The organism is Microbacterium sp. Bi128 (assembly GCF_918698205.1).
Genome location: NZ_CAKKMM010000086.1, coordinates 1 through 12,621, shown reverse-complemented (window position 1 = coordinate 12,621; position 12,621 = coordinate 1). Strand labels below are relative to the sequence as shown.

Genomic DNA, 12,621 nt, shown 5'->3' with positions numbered 1-12,621 from the left:
TCGCAGGACCCGCAGCACCCGAGCGCCGCCGCAGTCACCTCCACCCCGCGAGCGAACCGACCGTGCAGCCTCGGGCAGGATGAGGGCATGAGCACTCCGGCATCCGAGGTCTACCGCGTCGCGGGCGAGGATCGCGCCCGCAACGGACTGCGGTGGGCGGCGACCATCGCGATGGGACTCCTCGACGCGGGCCGAGTCGCCCCGTCCGTCAACGAAGTGGTGATCCGCCGGGCGGACGGGTCTGTCGTGAAGCGCCTCCCCGCCGGCAGCGTCGAGGACTTCGAGCAGCCACTGTCCGAGATCAACGCCGACCTGCACTACCTGGATGCCGTGCCCTTCGCGGAGAAGTGGATCGCCGCGCGCGAGTGACCCGCGGGACAATGGGGGCATGACGCTGCGCATCACCGACGACCCCGCCGCCGACGACCTGCTCTCGACGAATCCCCTCGCACTGCTGATCGGCATGCTGCTCGACCAGCAGGTCGCGATGGAGACCGCGTTCGCAGGTCCGCTCAAGATCGAGCAGCGCGTCGGATCGATGGATGCCACGACCCTCGCCCACGAAGACCCCGAGGTGTTCGCGGCGGCATTCTCGGAATCGCCCGCCGTGCACCGCTTCCCCGGCTCCATGGCGAAGCGGGTGCAGGCGCTGTGCGCGGCGATCGAGGAGGACTGGGGCGGGGATGCCGCGGCCCTGTGGACCCGCGACGATCCCGACGGCGCCACCGTGCTGAAGCGGTTGAAGGCACTCCCGGGCTTCGGAGAGCAGAAGGCCAAGATCTTCCTCGCGCTGCTCGGCAAGCAGTACGGCTATGACGGTGCCGGGTGGCGCGAAGCCGCCGGGTCGTACGGAGACGAGGGCTCGTTTCGTTCGGTCGCCGACATCACCAGTCCGGAGTCGCTGACCAAGGTGCGCGAGTACAAGCGCGCCGCGAAAGCAGCGGCGAAAGCGGGCGACTGACCCCTCCTACACCACGGGGGAGAAAAAGGAGAGTTCTCTCATGTTTCTTCCCGGGCCCCTCCGGCGTGGTTAGGGTTTCAGGGTTCGTTGCACGTGATTCGCGATCGAAGGGTGGGCTCTCGTGAAGTTCGCAATGGGTTCCGACACTCTGGGTGTGCTGGGTAAGGCCACCTCGGGTTCCAGTGATGAATTGTCGCTGCTGGTGCGCCAGCTGCTCGAGGCGGCCGAGCCGCTCGAGGGACAGTTCCAGGGCGCGGGCCGCGCGGCCTTCGACCGTTTCAAGTCGCGCACGGATGCCATCTCGGCCGAGCTGAAGCTCGCGCTCGACGGCGTCCTGGGCGGCATCTCCGGCATGGACCGCTCCTTCCAGGAGGGTGAGTCGTCCATGGTCGACCAGACCACGAGCCTCGAAGCCGGGTCGTCGTTCGACGCCGCGCGCTTCGGCGGACGCTGAGAATCGGAAGGGACTGACTCATGGTGAACCAGGGAGACCGTCGCGACTACTCGATCGCGGCGTCGCAGAACGCTCAGGACAACTTCAACCGCGTCGCCGCGCAGCTCGAGTCGCTCATCGACCAGCGCGACCGCGACGTCCAGGCCGCCATGGCCGACTACTCCGCCGACGGTGTGTCCGAGGACTACCGCGGCAAGGAGCTGCGCTGGAAGAACGCCGCCGCCGAGGTGCGCGGAATCATTCACACGCTCCGTTCGTCGCTGGAGCGCAACGACGAGTCCGCCCAGACCGCGCTCAGCAAAGCTCGCGCGGCGGTGGAGTCGATCGGCTGACGATGTCTGCGTGATGCCGGGCGTGCAGAACGCCCGGCATCGGCAGTGCCTCGCGCGTGGGGTCGGCCGCGCGAGACCGTCGACGAAGTGAAGGGGTTCTGACGATGACGAGTTGGCGTATCGAGCCGTCCGGAGTCGTGGCCGTGCTGACGGATGTGAACGTCGACGCCGAGGCTCTGGGCGCCGCGCTCAATTCTCTGAGTCCCGCTCTCGAGGGAGCGGTCACCGCGACCCAGTCCGGTGCGATCTCCGAGGCGGTGCAGGCGTACTTCCAGCAGGAAGAGGCGCCGCGCATCCAGGGCATGAGCGCTCGGATCGGCGCCGCCGCGCAAGGCGTGGTCTCGGCCACCGAAGCGTACGTCGCCGGCGACATGGAGATGGCCGCCAACGCGCAGACCGCGGCCGTCGCCACCGTTTACCCGCCCACTCTTCCGCATGGGGTGATGTGATGCCCAGCCCCATCGATTACGAGAAGATCCCCGGCGCCGACATCAACCCGGATGCCATCGACGAGAACGCCCGCACCGTCGGGACGATCTCCGGCCAAGTGGCCGATCACGGCTCGAACGTGCAGTTCAAGTGGCAGGGCATGGCCGGCGTCTACGAGGCACCGGAATCGCCCACCCTCCTGGGGCTGATGGCGCCGGTGAGTTCGCAGGCGACCCAGGTCAGCGACAACCTGGCCGAGGTGTCGGCGGCTCTCATCGCCTTCGCCTCCGACGTGCGGCCGATCAAGGCCGAGCTCGACGCGCTCCGCGCCGAAGCCAAGACGTTCGTGGACTCGATCCAGGGCGGCGTGCAGGTGCGAGAGATCAATCCGGCGTGGACGGCGGCGCAGTCGCCGTACGGCGGGGCAACGGCGATGCCGACCTATCAGGGTTCGTGGGGCTCGTCGACAACGTCGTCGTCGAGCGCTGCGGCGCCGGACAAGTACCGCACCGTGACCAAGGAATGGCACGAGTCGCAGGAGCACGTCGACCGGAACAACGAGTTGATCGCCGCCGTCAACGCACAGCAGGTCAAGTTGTGGGAGGCCGAGCGGGCCTGTGCGAACCGCATCCGAGCCCTGTACGGGGCGGCCCCGCTGCACGCAGCGCAGTCCGAGGACGACGCACTCGGCTACGGCATCTCCGAGATCCCCGAGGGAACCGAGATGCCGTGGGGTGCCGACGTCGAGCGCACCGAGGGGTGCGGCGAGGCGACGGTCAACTTCGTCTTCAAGGACTTCCTGTGGGAGGGCATCGCCGTCGGCGGTGTGTGGGGCACGATCACCGGCCTCGGAACCCTGGTGCTCGGATACAATCCCGAGACGGGCGAGTTCTTCTCGGGTGACGCGTACGGCGCAGCCTGGGGCAACCTCGGCATGCTGGGGTTCGCGGCTCTCGCCAACACGGGCGTGCTCGCGCCGATCTTCCAGTCGGACTCGCTCATGCAGTCCATGGGCATGGACGGCTTCCTGCCGCAGGAGGTGCGCGACTTCAAGGCCCAGGCCGATGAAGCGGCGATCAACACCGGCAAGGCCCTCATCGCGTGGGACAAGTGGCAGGACGACCCGGGCACGGCGCTCGGCGAGTCGGTCTTCAACGTGGGTACCGCGCTGATCCCCGTGGGCGGCGCGGCCGTCGCCGGCGTGAAGACCGCGTCGACCGCGGCATCCGTCGTCTCGAAGATGGCCAAGGTCGTCGACTTCGTCGACCCCGCGGCGCTCGCGATGAACGGCGCGATGCGCCTGGGCGGCGCCGGCCTGCACAGCCTCGACGGTCTCATCGGACGTCTGGGATCGGATGCCGCCGACGGCTTCCACCTCAACGCCCCCGACATGCCCTTCGTCGCCGATGACGCGGCCTCCGCGCTGCGCGCGCTCGACGACGCCGGGGTCGACCTCAACAGCATCACGGCGCGCATCGAAGACGGCGTGCCGGTGTACGAGTTCCCGCCGACGGATGCCATCCCTTCGGGCCGCATCGAGATGCCCGCGGGCTCGTTCGACGGCGTCCGCGGCGGCGACGTTCCGGTGCGTACCGATGGCGGCGCGGATGCCGGTGTCGCGGCGCCCGTGCGCGAGCCCGAGCTCGTCTCGGCCGGCGGTGTCCGCGGCGAGGCCGGCCCCGGCGCGGTGAACTCGATCGTCGAGGATGCCCCCGTCCGCACGGAGACCGGCGGCTCCGGCGAGTCGACCGTCGTGCGCGAGCCCTCGACCGAGACCGGCGGCGGCAGCAGCCACGCCGGCGGGCAGGGCGGTTCGGACACCGGGAACGGCGGCGTGGGCCGCGGCGGCGACGACGCGACCAGCAGTGAACGCGGTGACGACGCGACCGGCGGTGGACGGGGCGACGACGGCGGCGACGCGAATCGCGGCGACAACGCAGCGAATGCAGGCCGCGGCGACGACGGAGCGACGAACGCCGACCACACGGACGGTTCGCACGATGTGCACCACGGCGATGAAGTGTCTACCGATGGAGACGCGACATCCGTGGATGGCGACCCTACGTCAAGCGCGCACGCCGATGCCGAGGGGATCGCGTCGTCTACGGGCGGGGCCGATGTCGCCTGGCGTAGTTCAGAAGATTCTCACCTGACGTTGTCGTCCGACCAGAGGGCGTTTGTCGACGACTACCTCAACGGATCCCGGGCCGCCGAGCCACGACTCACGGGCATCATGGAGGATCTTCGCGCCAAGTTCCCCGAGGCCAGGCTGGAGGGACTGGAGTATCGGCTCAAGGGCGATGAGTCGCTCTATCGCAAGGTTGCGACCGAGCTCGCGGACTTCGCTCCCGGTGTGCCGATGGAGAAGGTCCTCGGGACGATCAAGGACAGCGTTCGATACACGGTTGTGGTTCCCGACGGCAGCTATGGTTCGACCGTACCCCGAATGCTTCACGACCTGCAGTCAGACGGTCTCGTTCCCTACGGGAAGCTGAAAAATTCGTGGGGCGCGGACGGTTACCAGGGCATCAACAGCACGTGGTTCGATCCGGTAGGAAACCGAAAGATCGAGGTGCAGTTCCACACCGATGCCAGCTTCGACGCGAAGATGGACTCGCACGTGGAGTACGAGGCCGCCCGGCTTCCGGGGACCGACGACGCTACGCGCGCGCAGCTCGAATCCGCGATGAACGAGCGCTTCGCCGCGGTGCCGCACCCCATCGGGGCCGATGTGATCAGTTGGCCGGTCGTCACGCCGGGCACAGGTTTCGTCGATGTCACCATTCACGTGCCGGCTGAAGCGTTCCCGGCCGATATCTCGCGAACCCCATTGGACGATTCGCTCGTCGACCACTCGATCGTCCAAGAGTTCCAACCTTCCTCGTCCTCGGACGCGGCAGTCTTCTGGTCGGGTCGAGTCACCGTCGGCGAAGACTTCGTGTCTTCCATGGATGGCGCTCGCGTCGTCGCGTCGTCGTACGAGCGGTCCACGCTCGAGCAGATGCTTGAGCGCCAGGGCCTGGCGGATGAGATGCCTTCCGACTGGTCGCTGCCGTCGACTACGGAGACCTGGCGCGCCGTGTCATCCGCCATCGCAGAGAACGCGCAAGGACACGTGTTCGCTTACGTCGGTGACGTCCGGCCAGGGTCCGTGTGGAACATGTACGAATTCCCGCGCCTGATCGAGAATGAAGCAGTGACCAGGATCACCGTCATCGATGCACACACCGGAAGGCCGCTCCATGTCTACGAACGATGACTCGCTTCTGTCCGCGGCGGTCACCGCATTCCTCGGCTGGCCGACAGCCAAGATGCCCCTCGCCGACGAGAACGCCGTTGCCGACCTCGCAAGGACCAACTCGGTCGACGCGGATGCTCTGCTGGCCCGCGTATATGACGCAATCGCGGCGTCCGACAATCTGGCCATCTCGGATCTCAGCACCTACTCCGACGGAGGGGCCTCCACATACAAAAGTCGGCTAGGGGCGGCGCGACCCGACCTATCGTCTGCTGCGATTGACGCTCTCGCCTCTCGTTGGTTCTTCCGTCTCCGGTGGTTGGGGATCGAATCAGGCGTCGACGCCCCCCGATACTTCGTGCGTTATGGCGGTGAAGGCGCCACCCCCATTCCAGTCGCGCTCTACCGACGGCGCACGGCCGACGGAGCCGTCGTCGACGAGGTCCTCAAGGACGTCGGTGAGTGGCGGCCAGACACCCGGCGTCAGATCCACAACTCTTTCGCGTTCTCGCTTGAATCCGACCTCGAAGAGGTCACAGCCGCTGAGGCGGCAGAGTTCGAGGAGATGGTGCGCGCACGCGAGTACGTTCCCTTCAGGTCGACCGCGTCACCCCGGTGAGAGAAGTCGGGGGGGGAGGTTTCCGGCGCGCCCTTGGCAGAAATGTGGAAGTTCTTGATGTCGGGACTCAACGACCAGTCATCTCCCCGCGCGGCGGGTGGATCTCGGTAGGGTGACAGCGTTGACCATTCCCGTCACAGGAACGCTCCTCGAATACCGTGGTCAACGGTACCCATTGCACTCAGGGGGAGACGTTTTCGTTCGACTGGCGACCCCCACTCCCCCACGGGATGAGGACTTCCCCGATGCTCTGGAACTGAACGACGATCCGCTGGATCCGTGGGTGAAGCAGGCCCATCGGGGCCCGATCGCGCCGGGCTTTGGGGCGTCGGGCGGAGGAGTCCAGGTGGAGCTACCTCTACCCGTCAACGTGATGATCGGCCTAGGGATGATGAGGGAGATCCCATGATCGGTCCGACCGAGTTCGATCAGATCGTTGAGACGGAGCGCCTCAGGAAGTATCTCCACATGGGCGTTCCAGACGGGACCACCTCGAACAAGGTGTGCGTGTTCCAAGACGGCACTCGATGGGTGACAGTGACGACCGACGAGAGAGCCTCGGTCATCGACAAGACGTTGCGGACATTCGAGGACGAGTTGGATGCCCTCGAAGACGCTTTAGAAGCTCTCCGTTTCGAGAGGGATCTGGTCGAGTACCGACCTTAGAAGAAGCGCTCGCCGCGATCCGCGCGGAGGGCCTCGACGACTACCACTGGTTCGAGGACGCCACGAACGAAACGACACGACTCCCCACGGTGAGCGCATGAGAACTGTTCTGCAGAAGCTGCTGCATCCCGGCATGTCCCAGTTCGTCCGCGAACGCGGGTACTCCCAGGTCGGCGGCTCCGTCGTGCTCGCGGGTGACGCGACAAACCTGCGAACGGCCAGCGCACTGCGGGAGGCGTACGGATGGCCGTCCGATGGCTCAGGACACGTCGATGTCGTGCGATTCGAAGTCCCGCGGTGCGCGAACCTCGCCGTGCCACCGCAGGTGGAACGGCCGTGGCCGTCGTACCCGCTCGGGTTCCTACGGCCCGTCGGTGACGAGATCGTCCCGGTCTGGAACATGTCCACGACCCGCTATTCCCCGGGGGCCGAACTGTGGCGGATTTCAGACTCCGGTGAACAGGAGGTCCTCGCCGTGTACCGGGGTGCTGCTCACGGGTGGACCGCACTTCAGGGACAACCACCGGTCAAGGAGTGGCATCCGTCCAGCCGTTTCTTCGGCACGCGGGCGGTCTACGAGGAGACCGAGTACGCCGCGGACATCCACGACGACCGGGTCGATCTCACGTCGTACGTCTCGCCGGCCTCCGCTGACTGGTCACAAGCACGTCTGGGCGTGTGGACGAAAACGGTTCCGCTGGCGGCGTGCACGGTGTACGAACTCGATTTCGCAGCCTCTGTCGGCGACGTTCCGCTCCGGGTACTCGAAGAGCACAACGGTGTCGTCCGCGCACAGCTTCTGACTGACGACCCCGAGATCGCCGGGCGGCTGTCGGCCGTCATGGTCGACTACGGCGTCTTCGAGGTGTCGGGTATCCAGGGATCCGCTCTCTCCGACACGAAGCTCCTCGCCAATCAGCTCGTCGGCTGAGTTCGGATCGCGATCTCTCGCGGGGTTGAGTACCTGGGGAGGGAGCTACTAGGTGATGAAGGAGCCCACATGACAGAGCCTCGCCCCGCGAACGACCTCGAAGTCACCATGAGGTTGGTGCGATCCGGGGAGCTGTCGTCGGAGCGGCTGGCACCGGCTCTTCTGGAAGCCGAGTTGGTCGTTCTGGTCGACGGAACGCCCGACCCGACGTCGATCGAGCCCTTCGTCGTTCACCATGACGACGCGAACTTTCTCGCGGTCTTCACCGCGACGGATCAGGTGCCGGCGGAATTCGGTGAGGGGCGCAGTGCGCTGCTCTTGCCGGGCCGCCTCCTCATCAGCGGCGCTGCCCGCGAGGTCGGCCTCGTCGTGAACCCGGGGTCGGCGGGCGCAATGGAGATCCCGCCGTCGGCTCTGGCTGCCCTCCGCCAGGTGTCCGCGGCACCGTCCACGCGCTACTTCATCCGGGAGCAGATGGTGGAAGGGCAGGTCGTCCCGGTGTCGGTCTTCCGTCGCCGCTCCACCCTCGATGGGCCGGTTGACGAGCGTCTCCTCGATGTCGACTCGTGGACCGACGACCGACACGGAACGGTCGACAAGGCCATCCGCTTCCCTCTGGATGCCGACATCGAGGAGATCTCCCCCGAGGCCGCGCGGGACGTCTTCGACATGGTCGCCCGACGCACCTACGTCCCGTTGCGGCGCCGCTGACCGCCCCTCCCACATCGTCACGAAGCGAGGTTGAAATGATCGACGCAGAGTTCGCGCGGGAGATCGTGCGCGACGCCCTCCGACACGCGGAAGACGGCGGCGGGGTGCGCTGCGTCCTCCTGGGAGAGACCCTCGACTACGGCGCGTGGTGGGTGCAGGGCTATCAATCCGAGGCGTTCGCCGTTCACGGCGACGTCTTCCAGGCGCTGGCCGGTAACGGCCCCTATGTGATCCCGAAGAACGGCGACCCCGTTTTCACACTGTCGAGCGCAGAACCCGTCGGTGCGCAGATGGCTCGCCTCGCCGCGGGCGGCTAGGTCATGAGGCGTGCACTGATGCGGGAGAGCGGTTCGTCGACGATATGGCTGTATCGGATCGCCTGGCGTTCAGCCGGAATCGCGGCACGCCGACCGTTCCACCGGACCGAGTACATGGACCCCTCTTCGATGATCACGACGCCGGGATTAGCTCGTACGGGGAAACAGTCCTCGAGTCCTTCCTCGAGCCGCCAGAGCACCCCGAACCGCATCAGGAGGAGACGATTCGCGTCCTCCTCCGTTTCGAGGATTGCCTCCTCCGTCCGGGCCCCACGATTCTCGAGGTCCACATGCCACGTGGAATCGGCAGATCGTCGCACCGCCAACGCGGTCTCCGGGTTCCACCACCCGCGTGTGGCATCACCGGGACGCAGTGGGCTGGGGAATCCGGCCCGCTGCGCCCACATCTCGAGGATTTCGTCATCGTCCATCGACCCATCATCCCTGCAGCCGCGGAGCGTCCTCGATGTGGCTCGACCGGCAGCGCGGTCCGTATCGGGGAGAAGATGGGGCATGGACGAACGGCAGGCCGTGGACGAGCGGGCTTCAGCGTCGACTACGGGTCGCGCCGCGTTTCGCTCCTCGAACTCGCGGACGTGCACTTCGACCACGGCCGCGTCCAGGTTGCGAAGGCAGTCGACGACCTCTTCACCGCTGCTCGTCTGCGCATCCCGGACAAGTTCCTGGCTGCTCACGGCTGGTCTGCTCAACAGCCACCGACCGACCCTCCGGCGGAGGAGGATGCATAATGCCCGACACTGACCCGTCGCCGACGCCTCTCACCGCGCCAGAGGCGGAACAGATCGCGATCGGTTTCCTCGCCCGCTCGACCGAGTACGATGGCATCCCCCGGGTCATTCTCGGCCCGCCGGTCGAAGCGGGGCCGAACTGGGTCTTCTACTATCAGGGCCGCGGCTACGTCGAGCACGGCGATCTCGACGAGATGCTTGTGGGGAACATGCCGATCGTCGTCCCGAAAGACGGCCAACTCCCGTATGCCCTCGACCCGCTCGATGACGTCGATGGACAGATCGCACGCCTGACGCGGAGCGAGCACTGATCGAGGCGTCAATGGGTCGCCATCAGCGCAGCGACGTCGTCATGGGGCAGATCGGCGACATACGTGAACATGCGAGCATCGTCTTCTCGTCGGAAGACCCCCCGTTCCCCGGTCACCTCCGCGAGATGACCGTCGCCGACGGGGCTGACCCGCGAGCCGGCCGCGGGCCCCGCCGGGAAGGGATCATGCAAACCATTGAACGATCGCCAGAGCTGATCGAATCGTACGAGGAGCATCGCCAGGGCGGAGTCTCGCGACGACGTGACGCCATCCACGACCCAATGCCCGCGGTTGGCGGAGATCACCTCGAAACGGCCGTCCTTCTCTCGTATACCGAAAGCGACTTCGATGTCGCCCCAGGCCATCTGAGCCCCGGAACACCGTCGGGATGTCAGGCCCGCACGCGCGGCCCACTGGTCGAGCAACTCGGTATCGATCACCGTTCCATCATCGGCGACCGCGTCAAGCGCGGCCTCCGCCGTGGAATGGTGACGATCCGGTACGGCGGCGTCGACCTTGCGACCGCCCTCGCGGCGGGACTCAGCGGTAACCAGAACGACGGATGGTCAGCTCTGGTGTCGCTGGGCGAGGTCGAGAACGTGCGCGTGGAAACGACGAGACTTCCCCTGGTGCGGGAATGACCGAGCCATCATCGATCCCCGAGAACGTGACGGGCGGTTTCATCGTTCGCAGCTCGGGAACCTGGGTCCGGACGCCGGACGGCTGGTTCGCCTCGACGTCGGCGATCGCCGAGGGCGGGCCCATTCAGGACCTCTTCCTCTACGACCGCGAGGGGATGACCTCCCGCCAGGTGCCTCCGGGCACGGTCATCAGCGCTGAGTCCGTGGAATCCGAGGCACTGTACAACGGACACTGGATTCCGCTCGTATCGACGTGGAGAGACGACTCGACGAGAGTTCGCGCGCCGATCCCCTCCTCGGAGAGTGGACACATCGCAATCCTCTACGTCTACTCCAGCCCGGAGTGGAAGACGTTGGTGTCATTGCCGCGCGCCGAGGTGCACGACGCGCGGGGAGGGAACGGCGGCGTCTCGTTCCGCGTCCCGCTGACCGAATTCGACGACTATCGAGAAACCATCACGCCGCTTTTCGGCGCCTCGATGGCATCCGAGCAGACCATTCCGGCCTCAAGAGATCTCAGCGCCGTGGACGAAGTGGGCCGCCTGGCGCCGGATGTCATCAGTGTGACGCGCACCGATACCGCGGTCGTTATACAGGCCGACGAGTTGACTTTTCGTGTCACCCTGGCCGGCCGCACGTGGCGCGTGCGGAAATCGTGGCGATCGGACGACCGCGGGGTGGCGTTCGAGGCAAACGACGAGACAGACATCGCGCGATTCCTGATCGCGATACTCGCGAACGACATCCGGCGCGCGCGTGGGCTCACGCCCCACCGGCGAGCGGTGACGCTGTCGGACGATGGACTCGCTCAGCCCGCAGCCTCATTCACGCTTGCGCGCGGGCAGGATGCCGGATTCGTGCTGACCGACACGTACCGGCGAGTCCGCTGGCGCTTTGCGAGCGACCTCGATGCGGCTCGATTCAGTTGGGTCGCGCCGCTGGCGTGGACGGATATCCGCGCCGAGTTCGGTGGGAGCGAGGAGGCCCCGTGATCCCTGAAATAGCGCTCGCTACGATCCGCGCGGAGGGCCTCCGTGACTACCGGTGGTTCGAGGACGCCACGAACGCGACGGATGTCGTGGTGATCCAACGCACGGAGACCGGCTGGGTCGTCTTCGCGACCGACGAGCGCGCCACGCCGCAGGGGCGCCGCGAGTTCGCGGATGAAGGTGCCGCACTGGAGGACTTCCTGTCACGCCTCCGCGCTCTCAGCCGCGTCGCCGCGTGGAACGAGAAGCTCCGACAGGACAAGGCCTCCCGCTACTTCGTCCAGGAACGCCGCATCGACGGTCGACCCGTCCCGGCGCGACTGTTCCGGCGGCGTCCGACCCAAAACGGGCCGGTGGACGAGATGCTCGTCGAGGTCGACACCTGGCATCCGGACACGAAAGGCATGCTCGAGCGCGCGATGCGATTCCCCCTCGATTCCGATCTCGAGGAGATTTCGGATGCCGCGGCGAGCGAGGTCTTCGCGATGGTCGCCCGGCGCGAATACACGCCCCTGACCCGCCGGTGAGCCGGTAATTCTGCCGTCCCGGGGGTTATCCACGCAAGAGCGCGCCCGAACGGGCGGCGTCGGAGCGTCCCGCCTAGGGTGGAAGGTCGAGGGAGGGGGCCCGATGACGAGCATGCAGGATTCGTTGCGCCTGGCCGACGTCGATCCGCTGGTGTTCACCGAGCGTGCCCGGGCAGGGCAGATCATCGGCGCCGTGGCGCTCGACGTCGTCATGCCCCTCGCCGTGCTCGCGGCGGGCATCGTCGTGATCGTCGCCGGACCTCCCGCCCTGGGCTGGCTGGTCGTCATCGTCGCGGTCGCGCTCCTCGCCGTCGCGGTGTGGCTTCTCGGCCGCACCGGCCGCACCCTCGGCGCCGCCACCGTCGACGCGCGCATCGTGCGCCGCGCCACGGGCGCGGCCGCGGGCGGGTCCGCGCTGTGGGCGCTGGCCTCGGGCAAGCTCGCGATGTTCGACCTCCGCCGTGGCCGCGATCCGTTCGCCCCGGCTATCGCGGCGTTCGCCTTCCCCGAGGCCGCGCCGACCGCCGTCCCTGGTCGCGCACGCCGCGGCCTGGTCCCGACGCTGATGCTCGACTCGGGCGAGCGCCTCACGCTCGATACCGCCCTGATCCTTGGCCGCGACCCTTCCGCCCCGGCCGACGCCCCCGCCGAGGTCTACCGCTGGGCCGACATGTCGCGCACCCTGTCGAAGTCGCACGTCCGTCTCGAATGGGACGGCCGTCAGGTCTGGGTCACCGACCTCGGCT

At 67.1% G+C, this 12,621-nt stretch carries 18 protein-coding genes and 1 pseudogene; 17 read left to right on the top strand and 2 right to left on the bottom strand.

The annotated features are described in order from the left end of the window. The 11 genes from LQV45_RS08995 to LQV45_RS08945 all read left to right on the top strand — a co-directional run. Positions 1 to 369 (top strand): hypothetical protein (locus tag LQV45_RS08995; protein ID WP_230006709.1); only part of this gene is annotated, 369 nt, incomplete at its 5' end. Positions 370 to 388: 19 nt separating this feature from the next. Next, a complete protein-coding gene (locus tag LQV45_RS08990; protein ID WP_230006708.1) occupies positions 389 to 961 on the top strand; it encodes an HhH-GPD-type base excision DNA repair protein in 573 nt (190 codons plus the stop codon). A 121-nt stretch (positions 962 to 1,082) separates the two neighbouring features. Further along, on the top strand, positions 1,083 to 1,415 hold the full coding sequence (locus LQV45_RS08985) for a hypothetical protein (RefSeq protein WP_076493301.1): 333 nt from the start codon (positions 1,083 to 1,085) through the stop codon (positions 1,413 to 1,415). A 20-nt stretch (positions 1,416 to 1,435) separates the two neighbouring features. Continuing rightward, positions 1,436 to 1,747, top strand: a complete 312-nt coding sequence (locus LQV45_RS08980; RefSeq protein ID WP_128217692.1) for a pore-forming ESAT-6 family protein — start codon at positions 1,436 to 1,438, stop codon at positions 1,745 to 1,747. Between the two features lie 104 nt (positions 1,748 to 1,851). After that, positions 1,852 to 2,196, top strand: coding sequence for a DUF6507 family protein (locus LQV45_RS08975; RefSeq protein ID WP_230006707.1), 345 nt, complete (start codon positions 1,852 to 1,854; stop codon positions 2,194 to 2,196). Beyond that, on the top strand, positions 2,196 to 5,435 hold the full coding sequence (locus LQV45_RS08970; protein WP_230006706.1) for a hypothetical protein: 3,240 nt from the start codon (positions 2,196 to 2,198) through the stop codon (positions 5,433 to 5,435). The genes LQV45_RS08975 and LQV45_RS08970 overlap by 1 nt, the downstream gene beginning before the upstream one ends. Further along, complete coding sequence (locus tag LQV45_RS08965) at positions 5,419 to 6,033, top strand: hypothetical protein (RefSeq protein ID WP_230006705.1); 615 nt, start codon at positions 5,419 to 5,421, stop codon at positions 6,031 to 6,033. The genes LQV45_RS08970 and LQV45_RS08965 overlap by 17 nt, the downstream gene beginning before the upstream one ends. A gap of 405 nt (positions 6,034 to 6,438) precedes the next feature. Continuing rightward, positions 6,439 to 6,699 carry a hypothetical protein gene (locus tag LQV45_RS08960; RefSeq protein WP_230006704.1) on the top strand — a complete coding sequence of 87 codons (261 nt, stop codon included), beginning with the start codon at positions 6,439 to 6,441 and terminating at the stop codon, positions 6,697 to 6,699. 97 nt (positions 6,700 to 6,796) lie between these two features. After that, positions 6,797 to 7,630, top strand: coding sequence for a hypothetical protein (locus LQV45_RS08955; protein WP_230006703.1), 834 nt, complete (start codon positions 6,797 to 6,799; stop codon positions 7,628 to 7,630). Between the two features lie 69 nt (positions 7,631 to 7,699). Next, positions 7,700 to 8,341, top strand: a complete 642-nt coding sequence (locus LQV45_RS08950) for an SseB family protein (RefSeq protein WP_230006702.1) — start codon at positions 7,700 to 7,702, stop codon at positions 8,339 to 8,341. Between the two features lie 35 nt (positions 8,342 to 8,376). Beyond that, on the top strand, positions 8,377 to 8,658 hold the full coding sequence (locus LQV45_RS08945) for a YrhB domain-containing protein (RefSeq protein ID WP_230006701.1): 282 nt from the start codon (positions 8,377 to 8,379) through the stop codon (positions 8,656 to 8,658). Here the strand turns inward: LQV45_RS08945 and LQV45_RS08940 are convergent. Beyond that, a complete protein-coding gene (locus LQV45_RS08940; RefSeq protein ID WP_230006700.1) occupies positions 8,655 to 9,089 on the bottom strand; it encodes a hypothetical protein in 435 nt (144 codons plus the stop codon). The genes LQV45_RS08945 and LQV45_RS08940 overlap by 4 nt on opposite strands. A gap of 75 nt (positions 9,090 to 9,164) precedes the next feature. On the opposite strand from LQV45_RS08940, the gene LQV45_RS08935 reads away from it, so the two are divergent. Both LQV45_RS08935 and LQV45_RS08930 read left to right on the top strand, forming a co-directional pair. Next, entirely contained in the window at positions 9,165 to 9,407 is a 243-nt protein-coding gene (locus tag LQV45_RS08935) for a hypothetical protein (RefSeq protein WP_230006699.1), read from the top strand. Then, a complete protein-coding gene (locus tag LQV45_RS08930) occupies positions 9,407 to 9,718 on the top strand; it encodes a YrhB domain-containing protein (protein ID WP_230006698.1) in 312 nt (103 codons plus the stop codon). Before LQV45_RS08935 ends, LQV45_RS08930 begins: the two co-directional genes overlap by 1 nt. A gap of 8 nt (positions 9,719 to 9,726) precedes the next feature. Here LQV45_RS08930 and LQV45_RS08925 read toward each other — a convergent pair whose 3' ends face one another. Next, a complete protein-coding gene (locus LQV45_RS08925; protein ID WP_230006697.1) occupies positions 9,727 to 10,158 on the bottom strand; it encodes a hypothetical protein in 432 nt (143 codons plus the stop codon). A 45-nt stretch (positions 10,159 to 10,203) separates the two neighbouring features. Between LQV45_RS08925 and LQV45_RS08920 the strand changes: the two genes are divergently transcribed. The 4 genes and pseudogenes from LQV45_RS08920 to LQV45_RS08905 all read left to right on the top strand — a co-directional run. Further along, positions 10,204 to 10,359, top strand: coding sequence for a hypothetical protein (locus LQV45_RS08920; RefSeq protein WP_230006696.1), 156 nt, complete (start codon positions 10,204 to 10,206; stop codon positions 10,357 to 10,359). Next, a complete protein-coding gene (locus LQV45_RS08915; RefSeq protein ID WP_230006695.1) occupies positions 10,356 to 11,351 on the top strand; it encodes a hypothetical protein in 996 nt (331 codons plus the stop codon). The genes LQV45_RS08920 and LQV45_RS08915 overlap by 4 nt, the downstream gene beginning before the upstream one ends. After that, positions 11,348 to 11,875 (top strand): hypothetical protein, encoded by a 528-nt coding sequence (locus LQV45_RS08910; RefSeq protein ID WP_230006694.1) that lies wholly within the window; start codon positions 11,348 to 11,350, stop codon positions 11,873 to 11,875. The genes LQV45_RS08915 and LQV45_RS08910 overlap by 4 nt, the downstream gene beginning before the upstream one ends. A 103-nt stretch (positions 11,876 to 11,978) precedes the next feature. Next, positions 11,979 to 12,621 (top strand): annotated as a pseudogene (locus LQV45_RS08905) (hypothetical protein); the annotation flags it as partial.